The following is a 23926-nucleotide window of genomic DNA, read 5'->3' on the forward strand; positions in this document are numbered from 1 at the left end:
TCTATCGACTGATGGATCGCCCGGCAGCGTTTATCCCAAGCTGCCGGTCACGTCGTCGAACAGTTCGTCAACCGACATGGCGCGTGGAATGATCTTCTGGTCGAGTGCCCAGTCGATGGCGGTTTGCAGCCCCTTGCGGTTGGCCTCAAGGCCCAGCGGCGGGAACACCGCAGGAACACCGCCTTCGGTAAGCGCGCGGCTCTCGGCGATCATCCGGTAGATCTCCTTCACGGCCTCGGGGTGTTGCCTGGAGACTTCCTGGTGAATGGCAAACATATGGTTGATTGGCACAAAGCCTTCGCGTTCGTACCAGGCCTTGGCGGCGTTATGCGCATCGGGTACCAGTGTGCGTACGCGTGGATCCTTGGGCATGTCTTCGCCGAGCAACGCCGCGTCGAGTTCACCGTCGAGCATCATCTGCGGAATGTTGGAACCCGCCGGCAGGCGAACGCAGTTGGCCGGATCATGGTACTCAGCCAGGTGGCCGTCGCCGAGGGTCATCCAGGTGACCTTGTCGAGGTCCACGCCGTACTCATGGCGCAGCACGCCGCGAATCCATAAGGCGGTAGTTTGCGAATAGGTGCGCACCCCTACTCGCTTGCCTTCGATGTCCTTCGGGTCAAGGTGCCCGAAATCGATGTTGAACCCGGCACAGTGGTGCTGGAAGCGCCCCGATATCGGCGCGGGTAACAGGACGTAAGGTTTGCCGTAGGCCTTGGCCTGCAGGAACGTAACGATGGCCAGCTCACCGGCATCGAACGTGTTCTCGCGCACCATGGCCTTGAAGCCGTTGTGCGCCGGGGTGGGGCCGCAGTAGTCGAGCGTGACGAGGTCGGACGTCACCCGTCCATCTTTCATCGCCTTGGTGACCGGATAATCAGCCAGGTTTGTGCGCAGGGTCAGCGCCATGGGAAGCTCCTTCGAATTCTGGACGGGTTCAGAGTTTGACTTCGATCAGGCAAGGGCCCGGCTCTCGGGTCGAATTGGCCATGGCCTTGTAGAAACCTTCGGCGGTGTCCACGGCGATGCTGGGCACCCCCATGCTTTTGGCCATGGCCTGCCAATCGATGCTCGGGCGGTCGATGTCGATCATCGATAACGCGCGCTCCCCAGGCGTTCCGGCACCCATGTTGGCGTACTCGGCCTTGAGAATGGCGTAGGTGTTGTTGGCGAAGATGATCGTCGTGACGTTCAGGTTTTCGCGAGCTTGGGTCCACAGCGACTGGATCGTGTACATCGCGCTGCCATCGCCGACCATGCAGAACACCCGGCGCTCCGGGCAGGCCAGCGCCGCGCCGGTAGCCACAGGCGTGGCGTAGCCGATGGACCCGCCCATGTTATTGATGAGGTCGTGCGGCTGCGCCCCGATGGTCAGCCCGATGGACTCGCGGCCCGTGGTCAGCGACTCGTCCACCAGGATGCAATGCTCGGGCATGGCAGCTGCCAGTGCGTGGGCAATGCTCGTGGGGTTGAGCGCGCCGGTTGGCACTGCAGTCTGGATACGCGGCTGCAGAATCGGGGACACATTGCTGGCCCCCAGCGCCTGAAGCAACATGTCAAAAGCGAGTTCGCTGTCCTCGTCCGCTTCGACGAGTTCATGTACCAGCGTACCTTGCGCCTTGAGCAGGCTCGGCTTGTCGGGGTAAGCGAAGAAAGCCACAGGCTCCCGCGTCTCGACCGTGACAATGTGCTTGAAGTCCTTGAGGAACGCCATGGCCTGTGAAACGGCGTAAGGAATGCGCGAGATGGGCACGAAACCCGCGCCGCGCTCGATACGTGCGGTGAAGAACTGCGAGCCCAATTGAGCCCCGGTGGCCGCGGCTACACGACCGGCCTTCTCCAGCGCCCCGCCCCGCGTGGCCTTGTTGGCGAGGATGATCAGTGTCGGCTCACCCGAGCGCAGTACGCGAGCGATATGCTCGACGCGTTCGGCGCTCGGTGCCTTGCGCCTGGTTTCCACAGATGGTGGTAGCACAGGGGCTGCGCCGGCCTGCTGCCACGACGCGTCGCCTGGCAGGATCAGGGTGGCAATCTGCCCGGGATGCTCGCTGGCCTTGGCCACGGCCTGGGCGGTGTCCCAGGCGATGGAATCGGCCGACCCTGCACGCCGCACCCAGTGACTCAGCGGGCGCGCCAGGCCTTCGATGTCGGAGGTCAACGGCGGGTCGTACTTGAGATGCGACGCGGAATGTTCGCCGATGATGTTGACCATGCCCGACGAGGCGCGCTTGGCGTTGTGGATGTTAGCCAGGCCGTTGGCCAGGCCAGGCCCCAGATGCAGAAGCGTGGAGGCTGGCGTGTCCTTCATCCGGTACCAGCCGTCGGCAGCGCCGGTGGCTACACCTTCGAACAGGCACAGCACGCTGCGCATCTGCGGGTTTCCACCGAGCGCTGCAAGGAAATGCATCTCCGACGTACCCGGGTTGGCAAAGCAAATGTCCACGCCCTGATCGATCAGGGTCGCGACGAGGCTTTCAGCGCCGTTCATCGCATCAGTACCCCGCCAGTTCGCGAGCCTGGCCAACCACACCGTAGGAGCGTTTGGGTGCCGACAGCAGCACGCGGTAGCCCTCGTCGAGCAGGCGGCGATGGTTGTTGGCCGTCACATGCGGGTTGCCGACGATAACGTCGTGCTTGCGGCAGGTTTCGACGATACGACGCATCGCGTCCTGGACTTCCGGGTGCTCGTACTGGCGTGGGAAGCCCAGTTCCTGGCTGAGGTCGCCTTCGCCGATCAGGATGAAACCGATGCCCGGTACGTTGGCAAGAATATCGTCTAGGTTTTCGATGGCCTGAGTGCTCTCGCACATCAGGCCCACCACGATTTCGCCCTGTGGCGCCAGCGGCCAGACGTCGGCCTTCTCGTAATACTCGGCCATCGTCAGGCCCCAATAACGCGCTGCGTTGGCCGGGCCGTCGCCGCGTACGCCCTTTGGCTCGTAAAGCGCCGCGCCCTTGGGCCGGGCATAACGGCAGGAGGCGACAGCGTTGTAGGCCTGCTCGACGGTGGCCACGTGCGGCCAGATCACGCCATAGCAGCCGCGATCCAATACCTGCTTGGCAAAGGTCTGGTTCATCTCGATGCCGTTCGCCGGGATGCGCGCGATCGGCGTCACCCGTGGCGCCACCGAGCCTGATTCGGCGATCTGCTTGCGGTTCAGCATGTATTGCAAGGCGTCGCCCAGGGCGCTGACATCGTACGGGTTGTGCTCCATCTCGTAGACGATGCCGTCGTACGGGGCGTCGCTCATTTCTATGGCGGTCTGCTTGTCCAGCTTGGCGAAGGCCATGTAGGCGGGCTGGCCAGCCTCGAATGCGCGGATGATGCTGTTCAGACGTGTGTTGCTCATGTTCACTTCCTCATGAAAGGGGGTCAGCCTCAGCGCAATGCCGGGTACAGCGTTTGCGCGGTCTTGCCGAAGATCCAGTTGCGATCTTCGTCGGTGAGGCACGCCAGCCCCTTCTGAGCAGTCGCTAGAATTTCCTTGAGGGTGCCGGGCGAGGTGGGGAAGTTTGAGCCCCAGGCCATGCGCTGTGCCCCGAACGCTTCAACGACCCGGGGGAAGAAGGTCTCGGCGCTGGCCTTGTCCTTTTCCACATCGCCGAAGATGCGCGGCGTCAGCTTCAGGTAGATGTTGGGCAGGTCGGCGAGCGCGAACAGGCCGGCGGCGTTGGCATAGGGCGGGCCGTCGAGTACGTCCGGGCGGCCCAGGTGGTCGAGGATGATGTTTACCCCGGGGAATTTCTCGGCAAGCATGCGCACATACGGCAAGCCGGTCGGGCCGGTCTGGATGCACATCGGCACGTTCAGCTCCGCGAGCATTTCCCAGGCCTTGAACGACCTGGGATCATCGAGCTCGCTGGGGTCGAAGTCCTTGGTGGAGCCGCCGGTGAAGATGCGCAGGCCGGCGAGGCCCTTGTCGACCCAGGATCTGATTACCGCTGGCACGTCGTCGGCCAGCATATCCACGGAGCCAACGGCGACGAGCCGATCCTTGTACTGGTTGCAGCCATCGACCACGTAGCTATTGTCGAACCCGTAGGTCGTCGACGAGTGCACCACGGCGGCTTTGGCCACGCCAGCTTCGTCCATGGCCTGGACCAGCGTTTCGACGGTGCTCGGCCGCTCTTGCGACCAGTCTGAACGCTTGCCGAACAGCGGTGCGGGCCGGTAGCGCGTCTCGTCGTCCGAGATGATGTGAGGGTGGATATCGATAATGTTCATAGTCTGCCCCTGCCTTACTTGCCTTTGGCCTTCAGATGCTTGTCGAGGCGCGGGTACACGCGCCGAACGTTGCCTTCAAAGATGGCGTGACGGTCCGCATCGGAGAGCGCCGTGCAGGCATCCAGATACCGCTTGGTATCGTCGAAGTACTGATCGGTGTCCGGGTCCCTGCCGCGTACGGCACCGACCATTTCCGAGCCGAACAGCACATTGCTGGTGGGCACGACCTTGGTCAGCAACTCGACGCCCGGGTGGTGGTAAACACAGGTGTCGAAGAAGATGTTATCCAGCAGGCCTTCGAGCGGCCGCTTGGCGATTTCCAGCGACATGCCGCGATAGCGACCCCAGTGGTAGGGCACGGCGCCGCCGCCATGCGGGATCACCAAGCGCAGGGTCGGAAAATCCTTGAACAGGTCGCTTTGCAGCAGCTGCATGAAAACCGAGGTGTCGGCATTGAGGTAATGCGCACCGGTGCCGTGGTGGCAGGGGTTGCAGGAGGCAGCGACGTGGACCATGGCAGGTACATCCAGGTCGCACATTGCCTCGTAAAGCGGGTACCACTCGCGATCGGTAATAGGCGTGCCGGTCCAGTAGCCGCCGCTCGGATCAGGGTTCAGGTTGCAGCCCACGAAGCCCATCTCCTCTACGCAGCGACGCAGCTCGGCAATGGAGTTCTTCGGGGGCGCGAGTGGCGACTGCGGCAACTGGCAGACCGGCACGAAGTTGTCGGGATAGATGTCGCAGACACGGCGCACAAGATCGTTGGAGACCTCTGCCCATTCCAGGCTAGTGCGTTCGTTGCCCAGGTGGTGACTCATCAGGCCGGCGATCGGTGAGAACAGTGTGAGGTCGCCGCCGCGTTCTTTTTGCAGGCGCAACTGACCGTTGCCGACGCCCTCGCGGATCTGGTCGTCGGTCACATGGGCGCCAGACAGCGGCGGCGCGTTGAGCGGGTTGTCGGCGGCCTCGATCTGTTTGGCGCGCCAGTCACGGAACGAAGCGGGTACGGTCGTGAAATGACCGTGGCAATCAATGATCATAATCTGCTCCGGAAAATTCAGGCCTGGGGATCTACGAACAGCTCGTCCATGGACATGCGACGCGGTGTCAGGCCCTGCTCAAAGGCTGTCGACTCCAGTGCCTCGATGGTCTTGCGGTTGGCTTCGATGCCGTAAGGGAGCGGGTCGTGGCCGACAACTTTGCGCAGTTCGAGATACTTCTTATCGGTCTCGCTGGTGGCATCGCCGCTATCGAGCCGGGCGAGGTAGGCCTGCTTGGCTTTCTCGAAGGCGTCATAAATGGACTTGGCCACCCACGGGTGCTCGGCAAGGATCGAGTCCTTGACCACGATGGTGCCGTGCATGGGGTACACGCCGGTGCGTGCGTAGTATTCAGCTTCGATTTCAGCTGCATTCGGGAAGAGATCGGGATAGTCGGCCTCCACTTCCTTCCAGCCGTCTGTAGGGTTGCCGGTGCGGCCGATACCGGCCGCGGCGCCAAACCCTGCAGCCAGTTCGCCATCAGCCATCATGTCGGCCAGTGGGCGGGTGGCGTGGATAACGTTGGAGGGCAGCTTGAGCTGCGTCACATGCTCTTCGTCGTCGACGACCCAGGTAACCTTGCTCGAATCGAGGCCGAACTCGTCCATCAGCACCTGACGGGTCCACACGCCGGTGGTCACGGAGTAGGCACGCACGCCGACCTTCTTGCCTTCAAGATCCTTCGGTACCTTGATACCGGCATCCGGGCGGACCAGCAGGCCTGAATGGTGGAAGCGACGCACGACGAAAATCGGCAGGGCTACGAAGGGTGCACCATAGGCGCGGGCGATAATGTAGGTGGTGGGGGCGATTTCGCAGACATCGAATTCGACATCGCGGACCATGCGACGGAAAGCGGCAATCTGCGGCTTCACCGTTATAAATTCGGCATCCACGCCCTCGATCTTGATGGCGCCGCTGCGGATCGCTGCAGTGTGTGGATGGTCGGCGATAGCAATCTTGAGATGAACTGACATTGATCTTTCCCGAGTGGTGATTTTTGTAAAACGACTACTTGCAGAGGTACGGTTCAGCCGCTGCAGGGGAGTAGCGCCAAGGTCTCTGCGGGCCTTGAAGGGCAACTGGGTATCTACCGGGTTTTACATCATGGAAATCTGGATCACCGGTGGACGCATTCGTAGGGTGCACGCGAGTTGCTCACCGGTCGATTGAGTAAAAATGGGTTAGGCTTAACGAAACGGTAAAGCCACTGAGGAGCACGCATGGCGGAGTTCGACTGGTACCTGCAGGTCAACCTGAAGGCGCGGCACTTGCGCCTGCTGGTGGCGATCGACACGTACCGCAACCTGACCCAGGTGGCCGAGGTCACTCATGTGAGCGTACCTGCCGTGTCGAAGTCATTGACCGAGCTCGAACGAGGCCTCGGGCTCGCCCTGTTTTCACGCACCACGCAGGGCTTGATGCCCACACCCTATGGCGACTGCCTGATTCGGCACGCGCGATCCATGTTGACGGTGCTGCATGACGCCCGCGACCAGCTCAAGGCTTTGAGTTCGGGGGCCGAGGGCAAGATCCGCATCGGCATGCTGCCCGCCTCGGCCTCGGTGCTGCTGCCCCAGGCGCTGAACCTGCTAAAGCAACGCTCGCCCAGTACCAATGTGACGATCATCGAGGGTACGTCAGAGTCGTTGCTGCCCGAGCTGTGGCAGGGCCGCCTCGATCTGGTGGTAGGCCGCCTGCCACCCCCGGATACGCTCGGCAGCTTCGAGGAAAAAGAACTGCTCGAGGAGCCGGTGGTGCTGATGACGGGCCGTCACCATCCGCTTGCCCGAAAGAACACCCTGCAATGGCTCGACCTTTGCGCCTATCCCTGGATCCTGCCGCCGCCCGGCTCACTGCTACGCGATCCGCTGGAGCGGGTGTTGGAAGCGAATGACGTACCACTGAGCAGCAACTACATCGAGACGCTCTCGATTCACGTCGTCCGCGAGCACCTGCGAGTTTCTGATTCCATCGCAATAATGGCGGTGTCGATCGCCAGTGATCCCGTGCAACCACTTCATGTGCTGCCGTTGAGCCTGCCTCGATTGGTTCGCCCGGTCGGCGTGCTGTGGAATCGCAACCGCGGCCTCACACCCAGTGCTCAACTGATGGTCCAGTACCTGGAAGAAACTGCCCGGCAGCAGTTGGCGCGTCTCGGCGAGCTTTCACACGCGCAGTAGCGCCCTGCTAGATCGGAGCCACAGCGCCCTGCTCCGGTTAACGTGGGAATCACTTGGCCAAATGTCGGTATTGCACCGACGCCATGTTGTTAACCAGGCGCTTAAACCTAGGTAGCTTCAGCGAAAAAAAGGAGCGCTCAGCTTGCGTCAGTTGGTAGCCGGGTGCGCCTGGCTTTGGTCGAGGATGACGTAGCGGCGAGGCCCGGGAGCAGTTGCTCTGCGGCCCCTTGTAGACACGAAACCATGAGTTGAGCACTGGGTGTGAGGCCACGGTTACGGTTCCACAACACGCCGGTCGGGCGCAGTAGCCTGGGAAGGCTTAATGGAAGTTTATGGAAAGGTTGTACAGGATCATTGGCCAGTGACTCGGCCATGACCGCGATGAAATCCGATACTTGGAGATGTGCACGCACAACGTGAATCGAGAGCGTCTCGATATAGTTGTTGCTGAGGGGTACATCATTCGCTTCAAGCGCGCGCTCCAGCGGATCGCGCAGAATCGAACCCGGTGGTGGCAAAATCCAGGGGTAGGCGCAAAGGTCCAGCCAGTCCAGGGTTTTCTTTCGAGCAAGTGGATGATGACGGCCCGTCATCAGTACCACCGGCTCCTCGAGCAGTTCCTGCTCCTCGAAGCTACCAAGGGTATCCGGGGGCGGCAAGCGACCTACAACCAGATCGAGACGGCCCTGCCACAGCTCTGGCAGCAACGACTCGGTCGTGCCTTCGACCACCGTCACATTGGTGCCCGGCGATTGCTGCTTGAGCAAACTCAACGCCTGCGGCACCAGCACCGAAGCGGAAGCAGGCAACATGCCGATGCGCACTTTGCCTTCGGCTCCCGAGGTCAGGCCCTTCAGTTCATCGCGGGCCTGGTGCAGGATCCCTAACATTGTTCGCGCATGCCGAATGAGACATTCGCCGTACGGCGTGGGCATCAAGCCCCGTGTAGTGCGTGAAAACAAAGCCAGCCCGAGCCCCCGCTCGAGTTCCGCCAGTGACTTCGACACGGCAGGCACGGTGACATGGGTGACCTCCGCCACTTGAGTCAGATTGCGGTACGTGTCGATAGCCATGAGAAGGCGCAAGTGTCGCGCCTTCAGGTTGATCTGCAAATACCAGTCGAGACGTTTCACCTTGTGTACCTCAGCCGTTTGAGCTTTCTTCAAATCAGCGCATGAATGGGCCCGGCAGGAGCCGCCAGCTTTTTTCAGCGAGGAGGCATGGCAACGAAGTATCGAGCGCCGGGTACGGCTGGGCTGCGCAAGGAAAGGTTGGTGTTGAAGGTGTTGGTGGCGATGGTTGGCCTCCTCTTCTTGGCGCTTTCCGCAAGAGGGCGCGTTGGAATTTTGCGCAGGTATCGCTGCCGTATCCATTGAGAAAAAAGTAAATACGCTTGAGTGAATGGTTAAGGGCAACCATTTCATCAGCCGGGTTGGTGGTAGTGAGCGTTATGAAAATTTTTGCCGACACCTCGCGCGGTTCAGTACGCACACCCTGCCCTTGCCTGTATAGCTCGGCTACTGCCGCCGCCACTGCTGTTTTTGCCGCTAAGCGTTGGCGTATCGGCAGATGCAAGTAGCAGGACGTCACGCTTCGCATCCAGCGAAATATCGCGCCCTGCTTTCACTTGCGTGCCTTGCAGCAGGATATCGCCCTCAGCCCCCTGGTTGCCCGTGGCGGTAATGCCCACATCGCGCCCGGCGGTCAACGTCCCCGCTTGGTTGGTCGTCTGCTTCTGAAGCTGCTGGGATTGGGAATGCTGCGAGCCCAGCGAAAGGCTGACGCCCCAATAGCTGCCGTCTCCGCCAATGGCGCCGTTGGCATCGGCCAATTGAGCCGCCTGCCAGGCCTGGTAGCTGCTAAGGCCCGCCTTGATTACCGTCATCGCGCTTGGCTTCACGCTGGCTGGCAATAACATTGAGGCTGCGGCCGGCCTGTACGCTCAGATCACGGCCTGCGGTTACCGTGGAGCCAAGCTGGATGATGTCGCTGCTGTTGTGTTTGCTATTGAGGTACAGGCTGTTGGCGACCTCCGTGGACGCGATGTTCACGTCGCGGCCCGCGCTGAGCGTGAGGTCCCGGCCGGTTTGCAGCACGATGCCAAGGTTGCTGATGTCACGCCCGGCCGACACGCTCAGGTCGTTGGCGGCCTCGATGCGGGCAGCGCTGTCGGCGTAATCCTTGTGCAACTGGCCGCGCGCGGTACTGTCGAGCGCAACGTTGCTGCGTTCGTTGATCACATCCCCACTGACCGCCGTGGCGCTGACATCCCGCCCGGCGATAATCCCGCCGGCCTTGTTGGTAATCGTGTTACCTGCGAGCAGGCCCAGCCGGTTGCCGACTTGCTGGATACTTGAACTGATCCTCGCTAGTGGACGGCCGAGGACCCACCTGTGCCGCGACTGCAGGAGTCGCTTGCGAGGCAAAGCCTGAGCCAGTACCCTTCGCCTGTCGCTGTCAATCCAGCGACCGGGTTTGGCGACCCGGACATGCAAAGGCGCACCAGCGCCCACCGACCGTGAACACAGGCGCTTTTTTTGTGCCCGGCGTTATACGTTATGGCGGCTGTGCGCGGGAGACCTTCAGGTCTGCCGGGTTCCTTTGCCCCGGTTCGCCAACCTGCGTACAGCTGCCACCCTCTCGTTTGGCGACGAGCTGTGGCAGCTCTAATAGCAAAGGAGCTTTATCCATGCACGCCCTTAATCCGCCTACGCTTCGCCCAGCCGAATTTCATCGCACGACGCTTGCTGGCATATACGCAAACTTCTCGTCCAAGTCGGGGATGAACGGATACACCACCAGCCCTCAAGGCGTTTACAACAGGTTCCCTGCGAACGCCGAGGACGCGAAATGACGCCGCTCTCGCAGATTCAAAACACCATGACGGACGTACTACACATTGCTCCTTCGCTTTTGAAAGATGCCATTGGTGCAGAGGTTGGGCCCATGCGTGAATCCGTCAGCCAGGTAGAGCAAGCGAGGCAGCAGCTGAACGCCATCGAATGCGCAATGAAGCTGGTACTTCAACTGCTGGAGGCCGCAGACAACAAGCCCTTGATGAGCGATGACCTGCACTGCCTGTTATCACCGCTGGGGGAAAACCTTTCAAAAGTGATTGCCGGACTGGACACTGTCTTGGGATGACGGCCGTTTTAATCGGAGTGCTTACTTAACGGTTGCCCTGAGAGAGCAGCGACCGCGCAGGGTGCCGGCGGTGGTCGGGCCCTGCTGGCGGTGAGCGTTTCCCACAGATCTGGACGTTGTTGCGTATCGACTGAACATTCGCCCTCGCAAGCGCTTCGATTTCAAATGCCCGATCAAGGTAATCACCGAGGTGATGGGCATGTATCATGATTCACCCCCATTAACTCAGTGACAGTGTTGCACTCGGTTTCTGCAACCGCCCTGCATTGCTGGCGGCTGAGGTAAGCGCTGCGGCAGCTGCAGCTGCAGCATTAGCCCAGCCCGCCGATACGCCTGCCGACGCTGCTGCCCAGACTGAAATCGGTTATCAAGGCATTGCTCGATGGCATGATCCTCAAGTACCTGGCATCGCGGATTATGGGAACAGCCAGCAACAGCCAAGCGAGTAGCTAAGTGGAAAGGCTAACGCAGATAAAATAACACCCGCTCAGGACCGGTGCCAGGCGTGCATATCTTATATATGTTAACTATGGTTCGTAATCTTCAAACTCCCACGCCCCAATACGAGATAGTTTCTGAGCTACATCCCAAAACTCCTTTCCCGAGCAACCATCAACGTAGTTTGAAATCTCTTTAACTATCAGATCCTTGTCGTATTCAAAAATAATCAACATATGCCGCCCCCATACAGCTTCCCGGGAGCAGTACTTGCTTTTAATCCAATCGGGAGTACATACCAGTATCTGAAATAGATGCCCCCCCTCTTGATCATCAGGCCCAATTTGAACCGTCAGCCAGATTCCAAAGCATTGTTCGTCATCGGGCCAGTATTGGTCAAAAGCAATGGCATCGTTTAGATCGATTGATTTTATGACTGCTTTCATTAGTCCGTAACACTCAAGTGGCCATTACCAATAACTTTTCCATCTTGCAACGTCTGAAAGTTAGCCTGCACCCCTGTTGGATTATATTGAGCAGGGGTATTAGGTTTTGCCGTTGGGGGTCTGTACACACGGGCTCCGTCGGCACTAATTAAGCCTCCAGGAACGCCCGAAATAGGTCTAGCACCGGCACCCACCCATATCTGACCGAGGCTGTCAGCCTCAGCGGCGGAGCCAGTACCTATCGAGAAATTCGGATTTCTCGTTCCGCTGCCGTTCACAGCAGCAGCTAATCTTGAGTCCTGGGCCGCAATATTGCTCAGATTTTCTTGTATCAGTTGATCCTTCAGCTTTGGATACAAGGCCGCATTTTCAGCGCCAGAGCTAGTAGCTGCCTCTTTTGCACCCTGTCCCTCCAACCAGTAAGCATACGCCTTCTCAGCCCCGCTCGCCTCAACCGCAGCCGCCGCTTCTTTTACTGCCCCGGCAACGACCCCAACGGGAGCCATCAGGCCGCCAAGAAGAATGCCCGTTCCCTGCTGGTAAGTCTGCTCCAGTGTAGCTCTTGCGGTAAGCGCCCGGTCAATGAGGGTGAACTTGTAGCTGTCACACACGGAGGTTGGACACTGCAGCTCGCCCAAGACAGACAAACCTGCCTGAACCTGCACCAGCAGGTCCTTCGCTCGAATGGGACCTACAGTTTCCAGAGCATCTGTCAAATTGTGCTGGCTGAGCTGGTCATAGCTCGTATCACCATATTTCGCCGTCCAGGTATTCCGGAAGCATTCGTCGCTTTTGCAGGCGTTCATATCGCCTACAAAATCCTTCATGTCCGAATGGTTGAGGAAGTTGTACTGAGTGGCATTTTTGGCTATCCAGGCGCCGGCTTCCACCGCTTTGGCGTCACCGCCAACCACTGCCGCCGAGAGCAGCCCAACCAGCTGCGATGCGGAGGTCAACAGGAGGTCGCGCTGTTCCGGTGAAAGTTGCGTGACACCACGGCGCAGTTGAGTAGCGAGTGCCTCATTCGCGCCTGCCGCTACTGCTCCAGACAAGAAATCGCTCCCAGACGCCTCGGCCAATACACCGCCTATCAAGGCGTGCAGAGCGATTTTGCCGACACCTCCGTCAGCCAAATTCAGCCCGCCAGCGGCATTGAAGCTGGTAGCCGCTGCGGTGTTCAGAAGCGAGGTGGTAAGGGCATCGCCAAAGCTCGCGTTCATGCCCAGCGCTTTGCTTAAGGCGGCCGACGTGGTGTTTTGCAACATCTGACTCGCAGCGAATCGGCCTACGTTTTCCACGCTGCTAAGGTCGATCGTTATCTTCCCAGTCAGCGGGTCGGTGTGCGTTGCGGTCAGCCCATCGAACACGCCTGCGGTCAGGCCTGCCGTGATGGCACTGACCGCATAGCCTTTGAGCGCGTCACTGGAAGTCGTGTCCTTGAACACCGCACCCAAGTCACCCTTGTTGCTGATGAAGCTGCTAGCCGCGTTGGTCGCCGCGCCAGTTGCAACGGCCGCACCACCGGCGGCGACCACGGTCCCTGCACCCGACAGCGCACTCATGGCTGCAGGCCCAACGAATACGGCCATCACAATCGCCAACGCCAACTGCGCACCCGCCCCTAACCCCGACTGGCTGTACTTGAAGGAGTCGTGAATCTCCTTCACCTGCCGCCAATCCACATCCCCCCGCTTCTCAGCGTCCTTCAGCCACGCCAGCTGCGGGTCGGCCTTCACCATCGCATCGATCGCCTGGCTCACCGTCTGCTGGTTCACCTGCTTCACGTCGATGTGCAGCCCGTTCACCGCATTGATCGCCACGTCCCCTTTGGCCACCAGCTCACTCTGGCGCAGGGTTTCGTCGGTGTTGCCTTTGCCCTTGGCGCTGGTCCAGGCCAGGCTGCTGTTGCTCTTCTCGTGGCTCTCCTGATGCAGGTCTTTCACGCCTTCGAAGGCAATGGCGCCGCCGCTGTTGAGGGTCAGGTCCTTGCCGCTGTCGAGCTTGGCGGCCTGGTAGGTCTGGTTGCCGCCGCTGACCAGCAGCAGGTCGGCGCCGGTCTTGATCGCGCTACCGATGTTAGTGACTTGGGTCACTTCGTCGCGCTTGGTTTTCTTCGCGCCGAAGTGGCCTTTTTTCTTCTTGCTGTAAAGCGAGTAGTCGCTGTCCTGGGCGGCGAGCAGGTCCAGTTTGCCCCCGGCCACAAGGTAAGCTTCGTCATTCGCGGCGAGGCGGCTGGAGGTGATGGTTATGTCCTGGCCGACACTCGCTGCCAACGAGCCGCCCGCTGTGATCGTGCTTCCTACTTGGCTTACATGGTCTTCCTGTCGGGTGACCTTTTTGCTCTTGGAAAGCGAGTGCTCCTCATCCGCCGCCGAGCTGATCGCGAGATTCCCGGTTGCCGCCAGCGCGATATCGCGCTTGGCCTCCAGCTGGCTGGCAATAACATTGAGGCTGCGGCCGGCCTGTACGCTCAGATCACGACCTGCGGTTACCGTCGAGCCAAGCTGGGTGATGTCGCTGCTGTTGTGTTTGCTATTGAGGTACAGGCTGTTGGCTACCTCGGTGGACGCGATGATCACGTCACGGCCTGCGCTGAGCGTGAGGTCCCGCCCGGTTTCCAGCACGCTGCCACGGTTGCTGATGTCACGCCCGGCCGACACGCTCAGGTCATTGGCGGCCTCGATGCGAGCGGCGCTGTCGGCAAAATCGCGTTGTTCGGTCCTGGTCCCAACACCGCTCTGGTGCGTAGTGACAGTGCGCTCGTTAAGCACGTCACCATTGACTGCGCTCACGCTGACGTCTCGCCCGGCAATGATGCCGCCGGCCTTGTTGGTAATGGTGTTCACAGCCAGCAGGTCCAGGCGAGTGCCGGCCTAGATCAGGCCGGTTAGGCTGGGCGTTCTCAGCCAAGCCTGACGCTGACCTGGTGATCAAGGTATTGGATATGGCCTATGAGCAGCGTGGCCGGCCTCAAAGTGTGCTGTTTCACAGCGATCAGGGCAGCCAATACGGGAGCCGGAGTTTCCGCCAGAGACTATGGCGATACCGCTTCACACAGAGCATGAGTCGGCGCGGCAACTGCCATGATAATGCTCCGATGGAGCGGCTGTTTCGCAGCCTAAAAACTGAATGGATACCGATGGTGGGCTACATGAGGCTGCGCCGGCGAAGCAGGGTATCGGTCGGTTCCTGATGGAACGGTACAACTGGCGGCGACCGCATCAGTTCAACGAAGGCTTGGCGCCTGCCATTGCCGAGGAAAAACTTAACATAGTGTCCGGGATCAGGTGACCACTACATAAATTCCTGATCTGTCCGCTGACAGTAGAAGCTATTTAATCGTTAACTTAAAAAGGATATTTCTCAAATGCTTTTTAAAATAAAGCTATAGCCAGCCCAAATCTTTTTCAAGTATTTTTTTTAAGCTTGAAGCTACTGCATAGAGTGTTCCGCCGGGAAGTGAAACACTCTCTATGCTTTCGCCATTATTCATGGTCCATACAAAAATCTCCGAATCAGCGCACCCCATCCAGTAAGCATGACATCCCACATCCGACATCGAAGTAGATGTCAGATCATAGACCCCGTCGATATAATTCAAACCATCCCCAAATAAGTAGTCATTAGTGGTTTTATAGATATATTCGGCGCTCAATTTTTTCTCACTACTTGAAGCGACAATATTCTCCAGCTTTACATAACAAGCCAAAGTCACCCTAAGCTCTGTTACATCAATAAGTTCAGGCAGTCTTATTCCATTTATGTAGATTGAAAAGACACCATTTCTCCAAAAATCGTCAGAATTCCATTCGTTAACCGCATCAAACTGAATTGCGAATTTAAATGGATCGCCAATAATCACTTTATTTTTACCCCTAGAGCCTTTTGGATAGAGTTCGGAACCTGGACAGCTTTCAATGGGTTATTTATGTCGCCGGAGCTACCGTTCCAATGATACTCGCCATTCGTGCCTGTAAAACGGTGGATATCGCCATTAGAGTCAACAGCGAACCTGACGTCCTTATTAGCATAAGCCTGGCCGCTAGGGATAGAATTTTCGAAAAGCGAAACCGAATTCAGGGGCTCTATCCCTGCATTTGGTCGATTACCCGGCTGACCAAGAGTATGTTTGGGGTTGGATTTGTAGTTTAAGCCATTTGATGCTATTACTGGCTCAAGACTTGGTACCTTACCAGTTCCTGGTACTACCTTCTGGCGTACTATCCCAAATCCCATGGTTGCTAGCGTGACTGCTTCTTTGGTCAGAGAAGCAGCATGCTCTGGCGACATACCAAATTCAGATACGAGATAGTCTGCCACGGTATCTGCCTGATGCCCTGCAGCTACCTGAGCAAGCGCATTCTGGAGGCCATCATTCTCAGCAATCAGCTGATTCAACATGTTCCGAATCGCGGGTGAAGCATTATCCATCTCTGCTCGGAATAGTTGCGTATCGGCTTGGGCTTTGGCGACCATTTCAGATACAGATGCGCAGGCATTTGGATCTTTACTACAGTTGATAAAAGCCTGCTCTGTTTGTTTGCTGCTTAGCTCATGATAACTCTCATACTTAATTTGAGCGCATGCTTGATCACTGCCACAATTAAGCAGGTCCCTGGCGGCTCGATCAAGATCTGAATGGCTGAGGTAGTTGTACTGTGTTGCGCTTGCCGCAATGTTGGCCGCAATTACCGGATCGCCGCCGGTGACCACGGCGGATAGCACGCCCACCAGCTGAGACATCGCTAATAGATTGGCTTGTGCTTGCTGAGATCCTTGTGCCTGTGGGTCATAGTTCGCAGGCAATACCAAGCTCGCAAGATACTGCACCATGGCCTCGTTGGCGCCACCTGCCACTGCGCCAGTCTGGAAATCCCCACCCATTGCCATGGACTTTAGGCCGCCGAGCAGTGCATGAGCTGCTACCTTGGTTGGGCTGCCGTCAGCCAAGGTGGTATTCCCGAGCTTATTAGCCGCAATAGCACCGCCAATATCGATCGCCGCCCCTAGCAGGCTGTCCGCAAGATTCTTCTGTAGGCTCCCTCCATTGATAGCTGTTTGGACCAGACTATCGGCTCCTGCCTTGACAATCACTTGACCGGCGCTATTCAAATCAAATTTAAGCGCAGTGGGGTCATAACCAAGGGTACCGGCTATCCCTCCTGTCAGGCCGGATACGAGGTAACCCCTCAAGCTCGATGAGCTTGTGGTGTCTTTTAGGATAGTTCCGAGATCACCTTTGTTGCTGATCGTGCTATTTGCAGCCGTTGTCTCGACCGCGACAAGTGCTGCATTAGCAAAACTTGCAGTGAAACTGCTGGTTGCGCCAACCAGGCTGGCACCAGCACCTCCAGTCAGTGCCGCTAGCGCAATCGCCAACGCCAACTGCGCACCAGCCCCTAACCCTGACTGGCTGTACTTGAAGGAGTCATGAATCTCCTTCACCTGCCGCCAATCCACATCCCCCCGCTTCTCGGCGTCCTTCAACCAGGCCAGCTGCGGGTCGGCCTTCACCATCGCATCGATCGCCTGGCTTACCGTCTGCTGGTTCACCTGCTTCACGTCGATGTGCAGCCCGTTCACCGCATTGATCGCCACGTCCCCTTTGGCCACCAACTCACTCTGGCGCAGGGTTTCGTCGGTGTTGCCTTTGCCCTTGGCGCTGGTCCAAGCCAGGCTGCTGTTGCTCTTCTCGTGGCTCTCCTGATGCAGGTCTTTCACACCTTCAAAGGCAATGGCGCCGCCGCTGTTGAGGGTCAGGTCCTTGCCGCTGTCGAGCTTGGCGGCCTGGTAGGTCTGGTTGCCGCCGCTGACCAGCAGCAGGTCGGCGCCGGTCTTGATCGCGCTACCGATGTTAGTGACTTGGGTCACTTCGTCGCGCTTGGTTTTCTTCGCGCCGAAGTGGCCTTTTTTCTTCTTGCTGTAAAGCGAGTAGTCGCTGTCCTGGGCGGCGAGCAGGTCCAGTTTGCCCCCGGCCACAAGGTAAGCTTCGTCATTCGCGGCGAGGCGGCTGGAGGTGATGGTTATGTCCTGGCCGGCACTCGCCGCCAGGCTGCCACCGGCAGTGACCGTGCTGCCCACCTGGCTTACATGATCTTCCTGGCGGGTGACCTTTTTGCTCTTCGAAAGCGAGTGCTCCTCATCCGCCGCAGAGCTGATCGCGAGATTCCCGGTTGCCGCCAGCGTGATATCGCGCTTGGCCTCCAGCTGGCTGGCAATAACGTTGAGGTCGCGGCCGGCCTGTACGCTCAGACCACGACCTGCGGTTACCGTCGAGCCAAGCTGGGTAATGTCGCTGCTGTTGTGTTTGCTATTGAGGTACAGGCTGTTGGCGACCTCGGTGGACGCGATGATCACGTCTCGGCCCGCGCTGAGCGTCAGGTCCCGGCCGGTTTGCAGCACGCTGCCAAGGTTGCTGATGTCACGCCCGGCCGACACGCTCAGGTCGTTGGCGGCCTCGAGGCGGGCAGCGCTGTCGGCGTAGTCCTTGTGCAACTGGCCGCGCGCGGTACTCTTCGGAAGATGTACCCCGACCCATAGAAGTTGGGATTTTCGTTCCACTGCCGTCCACAGCAGCAGCTAATGTTGAGTCCTGACCCGCGATATTGCTCAGGCTTTCTTGTATTAGGTGATCCTTCAGCTGGAAATACAAAGCCGCATTTTCGCCGCCGGAGCTAACACCTCCCTTTTGAACCCTCTAATTTTCGGCAAAATAAACATCAAAGGACAACTCTAAATCCAGATCCGCCAAGGCGCGCATTTGCTCCGGCCAAAGTACCGGGCCGCCGTGCCCTAACAAAGAAAACCATACACATTTCAAGGTAACTTTAACATCATCCATCTCTTGAATTTTACTTAGTGATTCACGGTGCGGATAAATAGTTTCGACCAGCCAATCGATATGCTCTCTGATATCTTTAGAGGATATGTGACCTTCAGTAGACAAGAACCACATCGAGTTTTTTACTTCCCTGGTAACCCCCCGACTATTTGTAACCTTTTCCCCAGCAACATTTGCGACTGTAGGCTGAATCTGCAAAAGCTTAGTAATTTTGTCCGGATGACATTCTCCGGAAAAAATCATTAGCCTGACATAGCACTCAGCGCAGGTTTCATAATCTGATGCTACAGGTGTAATTCTGGCTTTCACACTCATGGCAGATAATCCCTAATATTCCCGATAACCTCGCCAGTCTTACCTACATAATCACCATTATCTAGTATTCAACCGTGAAAATTGTTAGGCAGTTTGCCGGCATCGGCTTTTAGTGCCTCAAGCGCTCTACCCCATTCACACGGAGTTAGGCTCTCACCAAAATATTCATTCAAGCCGTTGGCTGTGCTTTTGTTTAGGGTGTTGCCCCCTGTTTGCAAAACATTAGGTACTCGGCCGGACGCACCCACACTGGAAGGAACAGGTAATGGTAGCCCTTAATCGTCAACCCATCTCCCATTAATGAGCTGATTACCTTTTGCACCAACCAAAGAGCCAAAAAATTACGAAGCTCTAACGACCTTGACCACGACCTCTGTTGACCGCATCCAGAAGCAGTTCTAGCTCAAGGCCATAACCATTCGGCTCGAAGCTTTCCTCTATTCCATTTATCAAAAATTCATTAGAAATCAACTCACAAAGCTCATCCACCTCACTTGATGATAATGAACTATTAAGTAATTTCTCAGCCAGTGCCAGTTGGTACTCTCCTGCCATAAAGCACAACGCCAATAAAAGCTGTAATTGGGCGCTTGTTAAGAGGCTACTCATTTACCGATCCCCGTAGCTGATTTTCCCAAACCGGTGACAACTTTACCTTCAGCATTGACCACTATGACTGCATCCGTCCCCGTATACCTAAATGCTGGACCGTACTTTGAAGGGACATATTCAATCTTTAGAGGACTAAACCAAGCTCCATTGAGTGCTGACTGGCTTACACCAATGCCACCATCCCTTCCTGCAAATTGCTCAAATGCGTGATTTGAATAGCTAGTGATCTGTGTAGGTGCCCTTGCTCCGGCCGCCTGCTCAGCAACCATTTGCGTTTTGAGTCTAGCAGCATTAGCTGCACTGCTTGCTCCTGAGTCAGGAATAGAGGGAATGCCTTTTGCACCAAGCTGACTGACCCTTTATTTTTCATAACCTCGCCACATATCATTTAAAACAATTAACACCCTAGAATAAATCAGCAACTGAACTTCAAAAACCACAACACTCTCCGAAAGATGAATTCCCAAAGGAATTGAAATATTCAAATTCTGGTTCGCCGAAGCCTGCGAAAACACCGCCGCAGATAGATGACTAGTAATTTTTAATATATCAGAATAAAGAGCACCAACATTTTTTCCTTTAAACTTTATAGCTACGCCTTTTTCAAAAATCTTTAAGGTACAGCCATCTAAATAAATTTCATATACCCCCTGACCCAGTTCGGGGTCACTACTAAGATATATATAGCCTCCATAACCAGACACATTGAGGCTTTTCAGAAGCTTGCTCACCGAATTTGGATGGCTCACTACTTTAGCCCCTTCAAAAAATCTCTAAGTCCTTCTTTGGTAGCCGGAAAACTAAAAGAGAATTTCTCGCCCACTTTCCCGGCCCCTAATGCTGCGCCTTCCTCTGACGCATAATAACCTTTAAGGGTGACTGTCTTGGCTCCTCGAGACTGAGTGTATTCTAGGAGTTTTTTAAGCGGCCCAACTAATTCTGAAGCTCCGTCCGGACCATAGCCCATAAAACCTTTCGATGTACCTACAGCAAGTCGTCAAATATAACCTCACCGGCCTTCATCGTCACTTTCGGGGAGTATATGGTTCCGACCCCGTTAGCAGCATCAAATGAAACCTTCCCAAGATCGGTCGCCACAGGCAAGGTTGCTTTTGCACCATCTAAATGTTCAAAACCTTAACATACAGTTCATCAGTACCTACAAAACAGATAGCTCCTTGCTTTTCGAGACCAGTTAACTGCTGCATTACATAACTACTATTTGCGATCTCTTTGCTTGGAAATAACAAGACAAATTTATCTTTAGACCACAAAGTCATTCCCTCATCAAAGAATCGCTCTAACCCTCTGAAGGCAACCTCCCAATCATGTTTATTTTCCACGGTCATAAAGCACCTTCCCGGTATTGGTATCAATCACCTTATTCACGAGGATCGGTTTTGTGGTAACCGCCTGAGTTGCTCCGCCAGGTCCAAATTGCGGAAAATCTGTAGTGATAGGTTCAAGATGATCAGCTTTGCCCCATTGCCCTTGAGGAATCTTAACGTCATCCAATATTTGTTTTGTATCAAATTCAATTTTAATCGCAGCATCATGCGGAACCTGCAATTTTCCAGCGGCCCCCGAGCCAAGGTTATCAAAAGAAATATAAGTGCCTCGGCCGTTCGCGGGGATTGTGCCCGAGGAGAGCAAGTCTTGGAGGTACGGGGCATCAGACGAAACATACCTATATCCTGTTGAGGGAATAGTCTCCCCAGATGCTTTGGTGTAAAAATCAGGGAGCTCCTTAGCACCTTTTGCACCATTACCGCCAATATACCCAGGAGCGTCCTCAGAAAAGGGCTTGTTGGAGGTCACCGCGTTACCGCTGGATATTTTTCCCCAGCCTCCAGTAAGAATGACATTCCCTAAGCTGACAAGCATATCTGCTTTTTCAGCAACGCTCAAAATTCGACCTGCCGCGCGATCCATCCAGGACGTTTGCTCGTTCCACTCAGCTATGTACGCTTGCTGGGCTGGCGTCAGTGTGCCATCTCGAATGCTGAGTGCCAGGCTAATCTGAGCGTCCGTGGCGAACGTAGCACCCCACTGGTCTACTCCGGCTGCAGGTATTGCTTTCTTGCTTGGGTCACCCGTCAGCAGGCCAACCATGTCATGGGAAATGGAACGTTTAAATACTTTCAACAACTCCTGCGCGGTGGGGTCGTCCATCGCAATGGTATTAGCTGTTATACCATCCCTACACTCCTGGGTAGGGCAAGCGACAAGCAACGCAGACCTCTGCGTGGATAGGGTTTCATACTCCGAAATCAAACCTCTGACTTTGCTTTCAGAACATTCACCGCTAGCCCGGCACGCCTTCAGGTCAGAAAGCAATTTCTCAGCAGTCGGATGATCCAAACTGTTGAATTTAGTCGCTTGGCTGGAAACCCATCCTGCAATCGCCTGATCTTTGGTCGACCCTCCCGCGGCCGCAGCCACCGATAAGCCTATCAATTGTGACGTCATGGCCAAAAGCTGATCGTGGGCGTCGCCGGCGAAAATCTTGTCCCCTACAGAAGCGACAAATGCTTCGTTAGCACCCGCCGCCGGGGCCCCAGTTCTGAAGTCACCGCCTATATCACAAAGCTTTTAGCTGCTTAACTATTTTTCTGGCCGAATGACGTATTTGCTGAGTCTCTCCAGCTTTACTCAACACCTCTAACTCCGCTTCTAAATCATTAGATCTCTGGACGAATAAAGCCCATTTTAATGCCAAGCCAGACCAGTACTCACTCTGACTTTTAAGACCTTCTAGAACAATATTCTCAAATGGAAATAAATCTATGAATACCTCGGAAAGCCCATAAACCTTAAGCCCTTCAATCATCTTGCAGCGAACGACTTCAGGAAGATCCTCCAATACTGGTAGAAAAAATACATACTCATTGTGGCCGACTGCCTGAACACCAGATTCTGTCGATCTAGCCCAAAGCCCTTGGGAAGTAAGCCCCAAATTAAAACGCCCCCCACACAATTTTGCTACAGGAAACCAACTCAAATTAGCCCCTTCAGAATTGTGCTCAATATATTTTCCCCATGGGGCATCTAGCTTACCGAGTTCCATCAATAGCTTTTTTTTCAGTTCATCCATCATCTAGATATCCCCGGGGTATGGGTAACATCCACGCCATGGCTGCTCATAAAGGACTTGAACTGCTCACGAAGCTCGGGAGTCCAGTTCATCCCATAATGTCCGCTCCACTCATAGGTTCGAAGAATTCCATTTTCCTTCCAAATCCCACCGCCGACGATAGAGTCAGATGAAGGGATTTTTCCAGCATCCAATATCCCATCATGCCCAAATTGATTTCGCCCCATAATGAATCGTTGACTAGCCGGATCGTAAATGAAATCAATAGGTTTTGAATTACTCAACCCTTGTACAGCTTTGGAGGAAGAATATGCATCACTGACTTCTAAGAAGCCCTTCGCTGGCCCGCTGCCATTTGCTGCAGCTTTTGCACCTATTCGCGGCGTCCCACCCAGCATGCTAGCAATGAGTGAAGCGACAATACCTGATTGAGTTTCAGTCAGTCCATACTGCTTCTGCAGTTGCAGCGACACTGTACTTGTTGCGACAACCCCGTCAACCTCCGACTGCTGAAGGAAAAGCACCCCCATGTCGTATGCCATCTTGAGGGAAACGCCTTCCTTTTCAACGCTTTCTATCGCTTTCTTAACAACCATGCTATTGCCAAGCACATCGCCGTATTTTTCCTTGCAAATCTCCGGATTGGCATTGCAGTCGCTGATCAATTGAAGCTGCTGGGCGGTGCTCAGTGCCTCGTACTTTTTGATGACGAGATCGCAGTCGTTTCTGCCTTCGCAGCCCTTCATATCCGCCGCCCAAGCGTAAATCTGAGGAGGGCTCAGGTTGTTGTTCTCGACGGCGATCTGACCCGCCTGGGCGCCAGCTATCCCGGCGGCTGCGCCTCCGCCCACCAAGCCGCTGACCAGACCCGCTGCAAGTGTCGAGAGCATGGAAACGATCTGCCGCTCACCCTCTGTTAGGTCTTGATGATTGGTGTTCGGGTACAAGGCGGCAGCGATCAACTCACCGACCGCGGCGCCCGCCGCCCCTGCCGCTGGTGAGTTACCTTGCACCTTGGCGACCACGGCACCGAGTACGGCTTGCGCCATGATCCGGGCTTCGTCGTTATCACCCGCCAATTGCTTGATGGTGTTAGCCAGATAAGGCGCCGCTGCACCGCTGATGGCCGCCTGCAGGTTACCGCCAGCCAGGCCCTGAACCGCTGCTGTAACAGCCTGGGCAGCGCGTTGCAAGCTGCTCCCTGTCCCGTATTGCTGCATGGCGGTGTTGCCCGCTTTTGCAGCGATCTGATCCGCCGTGGGTTCGTCGTTACCGCCTTTAATCAGGGCCTGGCGCGCAGCCTCCAGTGCCACCGGGTCTTTCCGCGCATTAGCCGCCTCGATAGCGCCCTGCGTGCGAATCACGTCCATCACCTGATTGCCGATGTCGGCGATCTGCTGGACTTGTTGCAGGCGCTGCTGTTCTTTCTCCTTATCGAAAATGGGGCTCAGCGCATTGGCAGCGTGTGCCACATCGGTGTTGAGCGTTGCGACATTCTGGGTTTGCTGCGCCGGTTTGGTGAGTAGCAAGGCACCAGGCGATACCGCAGCATGGGTAGTGCTGCTGTCGTGGCCGCTGTGGTTCGCGG

19 protein-coding genes and 5 pseudogenes are annotated in these 23926 nt (G+C 56.4%); 4 read left to right on the forward strand and 20 right to left on the reverse strand.

What is annotated here, in order from left to right:
* Positions 1 to 30: 30 nt before the first annotated feature.
* Genes AC3Z8Y_RS19470 through AC3Z8Y_RS19495 form a run of 6 tightly spaced genes read right to left on the reverse strand, consistent with a single transcriptional unit; the run spans position 31 to position 6242 of the window.
* Positions 31 to 909 carry a substrate-binding domain-containing protein gene (locus tag AC3Z8Y_RS19470; RefSeq protein ID WP_490087203.1) on the reverse strand — a complete coding sequence of 293 codons (879 nt, stop codon included), beginning with the start codon at positions 907 to 909 and terminating at the stop codon, positions 31 to 33.
* 28 nt (positions 910 to 937) lie between these two features.
* Positions 938 to 2488: an acetolactate synthase large subunit gene (locus AC3Z8Y_RS19475; protein WP_490087204.1), complete on the reverse strand. Its 1551-nt coding sequence runs from the start codon at positions 2486 to 2488 to the stop codon at positions 938 to 940.
* Positions 2489 to 2492: 4 nt separating this feature from the next.
* Positions 2493 to 3350, reverse strand: coding sequence for an HpcH/HpaI aldolase family protein (locus tag AC3Z8Y_RS19480; protein ID WP_490087205.1), 858 nt, complete (start codon positions 3348 to 3350; stop codon positions 2493 to 2495).
* 29 nt (positions 3351 to 3379) lie between these two features.
* Entirely contained in the window at positions 3380 to 4225 is an 846-nt protein-coding gene (locus AC3Z8Y_RS19485; protein WP_490087206.1) for an amidohydrolase family protein, read from the reverse strand.
* Positions 4226 to 4239: 14 nt separating this feature from the next.
* Entirely contained in the window at positions 4240 to 5265 is a 1026-nt protein-coding gene (locus AC3Z8Y_RS19490) for an amidohydrolase family protein (RefSeq protein ID WP_490087207.1), read from the reverse strand.
* Between the two features lie 17 nt (positions 5266 to 5282).
* Positions 5283 to 6242 (reverse strand): ABC transporter substrate-binding protein, encoded by a 960-nt coding sequence (locus AC3Z8Y_RS19495; RefSeq protein ID WP_490087208.1) that lies wholly within the window; start codon positions 6240 to 6242, stop codon positions 5283 to 5285.
* Between the two features lie 246 nt (positions 6243 to 6488).
* On the opposite strand from AC3Z8Y_RS19495, the gene AC3Z8Y_RS19500 reads away from it, so the two are divergent.
* A complete protein-coding gene (locus tag AC3Z8Y_RS19500) occupies positions 6489 to 7448 on the forward strand; it encodes a LysR substrate-binding domain-containing protein (protein WP_490087209.1) in 960 nt (319 codons plus the stop codon).
* 137 nt (positions 7449 to 7585) lie between these two features.
* Here the strand turns inward: AC3Z8Y_RS19500 and AC3Z8Y_RS19505 are convergent, their stop codons facing one another.
* From AC3Z8Y_RS19505 to AC3Z8Y_RS19515, 3 genes and pseudogenes are all read right to left on the reverse strand, one after another.
* Entirely contained in the window at positions 7586 to 8581 is a 996-nt protein-coding gene (locus AC3Z8Y_RS19505; RefSeq protein WP_490087210.1) for a LysR substrate-binding domain-containing protein, read from the reverse strand.
* Positions 8582 to 8928: 347 nt separating this feature from the next.
* The gene (locus AC3Z8Y_RS19510) at positions 8929 to 9324 is read right to left on the reverse strand and encodes a hemagglutinin repeat-containing protein (protein WP_490090051.1); all 396 of its coding nucleotides are present in this window, start codon (positions 9322 to 9324) and stop codon (positions 8929 to 8931) included.
* A 7-nt stretch (positions 9325 to 9331) separates the two neighbouring features.
* A pseudogene (locus tag AC3Z8Y_RS19515) lies at positions 9332 to 9790 on the reverse strand (hemagglutinin repeat-containing protein); the annotation flags it as partial.
* 508 nt (positions 9791 to 10298) lie between these two features.
* On the opposite strand from AC3Z8Y_RS19515, the gene AC3Z8Y_RS19520 reads away from it, so the two are divergent.
* Both AC3Z8Y_RS19520 and AC3Z8Y_RS19525 read left to right on the forward strand, forming a co-directional pair.
* Entirely contained in the window at positions 10299 to 10592 is a 294-nt protein-coding gene (locus tag AC3Z8Y_RS19520) for a DUF1484 family protein (protein WP_490087211.1), read from the forward strand.
* Between the two features lie 106 nt (positions 10593 to 10698).
* Positions 10699 to 10824: pseudogene (locus AC3Z8Y_RS19525) on the forward strand (IS30 family transposase); the annotation flags it as partial.
* A 295-nt stretch (positions 10825 to 11119) separates the two neighbouring features.
* Here AC3Z8Y_RS19525 and AC3Z8Y_RS19530 read toward each other — a convergent pair.
* Both AC3Z8Y_RS19530 and AC3Z8Y_RS19535 read right to left on the reverse strand, forming a co-directional pair.
* The gene (locus AC3Z8Y_RS19530; protein ID WP_490087212.1) at positions 11120 to 11476 is read right to left on the reverse strand and encodes an immunity 8 family protein; all 357 of its coding nucleotides are present in this window, start codon (positions 11474 to 11476) and stop codon (positions 11120 to 11122) included.
* A pseudogene (locus tag AC3Z8Y_RS19535) lies at positions 11476 to 14349 on the reverse strand (DUF637 domain-containing protein); the annotation flags it as partial. The gene AC3Z8Y_RS19530 and the pseudogene AC3Z8Y_RS19535, both read right to left, overlap by 1 nt.
* A gap of 14 nt (positions 14350 to 14363) precedes the next feature.
* Here AC3Z8Y_RS19535 and AC3Z8Y_RS19540 point away from each other — a divergent pair.
* Positions 14364 to 14767 (forward strand): annotated as a pseudogene (locus tag AC3Z8Y_RS19540) (DDE-type integrase/transposase/recombinase); the annotation flags it as partial.
* Between the two features lie 94 nt (positions 14768 to 14861).
* Here the strand turns inward: AC3Z8Y_RS19540 and AC3Z8Y_RS19545 are convergent.
* From AC3Z8Y_RS19545 to AC3Z8Y_RS19585, 9 genes and pseudogenes are all read right to left on the reverse strand, one after another.
* Positions 14862 to 15338, reverse strand: a complete 477-nt coding sequence (locus tag AC3Z8Y_RS19545) for an Imm42 family immunity protein (protein WP_490087213.1) — start codon at positions 15336 to 15338, stop codon at positions 14862 to 14864.
* Positions 15335 to 17965, reverse strand: a pseudogene (locus tag AC3Z8Y_RS19550) (DUF637 domain-containing protein); the annotation flags it as partial. The pseudogene AC3Z8Y_RS19550 and the gene AC3Z8Y_RS19545, both read right to left, overlap by 4 nt.
* 208 nt (positions 17966 to 18173) lie before the next feature.
* The gene (locus AC3Z8Y_RS19555) at positions 18174 to 18632 is read right to left on the reverse strand and encodes a DUF4279 domain-containing protein (protein WP_490087214.1); all 459 of its coding nucleotides are present in this window, start codon (positions 18630 to 18632) and stop codon (positions 18174 to 18176) included.
* A 351-nt stretch (positions 18633 to 18983) separates the two neighbouring features.
* A complete protein-coding gene (locus AC3Z8Y_RS19560; protein WP_490087215.1) occupies positions 18984 to 19241 on the reverse strand; it encodes a hypothetical protein in 258 nt (85 codons plus the stop codon).
* Between the two features lie 362 nt (positions 19242 to 19603).
* Positions 19604 to 19993, reverse strand: a complete 390-nt coding sequence (locus AC3Z8Y_RS19565) for a hypothetical protein (protein ID WP_490087216.1) — start codon at positions 19991 to 19993, stop codon at positions 19604 to 19606.
* 372 nt (positions 19994 to 20365) lie between these two features.
* The gene (locus tag AC3Z8Y_RS19570) at positions 20366 to 20593 is read right to left on the reverse strand and encodes a hypothetical protein (protein WP_490087217.1); all 228 of its coding nucleotides are present in this window, start codon (positions 20591 to 20593) and stop codon (positions 20366 to 20368) included.
* On the reverse strand, positions 20577 to 21713 hold the full coding sequence (locus tag AC3Z8Y_RS19575; RefSeq protein ID WP_490087218.1) for a hypothetical protein: 1137 nt from the start codon (positions 21711 to 21713) through the stop codon (positions 20577 to 20579). The genes AC3Z8Y_RS19570 and AC3Z8Y_RS19575 overlap by 17 nt, the downstream gene beginning before the upstream one ends.
* Before the next feature lie 112 nt (positions 21714 to 21825).
* Positions 21826 to 22341, reverse strand: coding sequence for a hypothetical protein (locus tag AC3Z8Y_RS19580; RefSeq protein WP_225771987.1), 516 nt, complete (start codon positions 22339 to 22341; stop codon positions 21826 to 21828).
* A complete protein-coding gene (locus tag AC3Z8Y_RS19585; RefSeq protein WP_490090052.1) occupies positions 22338 to 23708 on the reverse strand; it encodes a polymorphic toxin type 43 domain-containing protein in 1371 nt (456 codons plus the stop codon). Before AC3Z8Y_RS19585 ends, AC3Z8Y_RS19580 begins: the two co-directional genes overlap by 4 nt.
* Positions 23709 to 23926 lie beyond the last annotated feature (218 nt).

This window comes from Pseudomonas sp. 3MAES_34.3B (genome assembly GCF_058145875.1).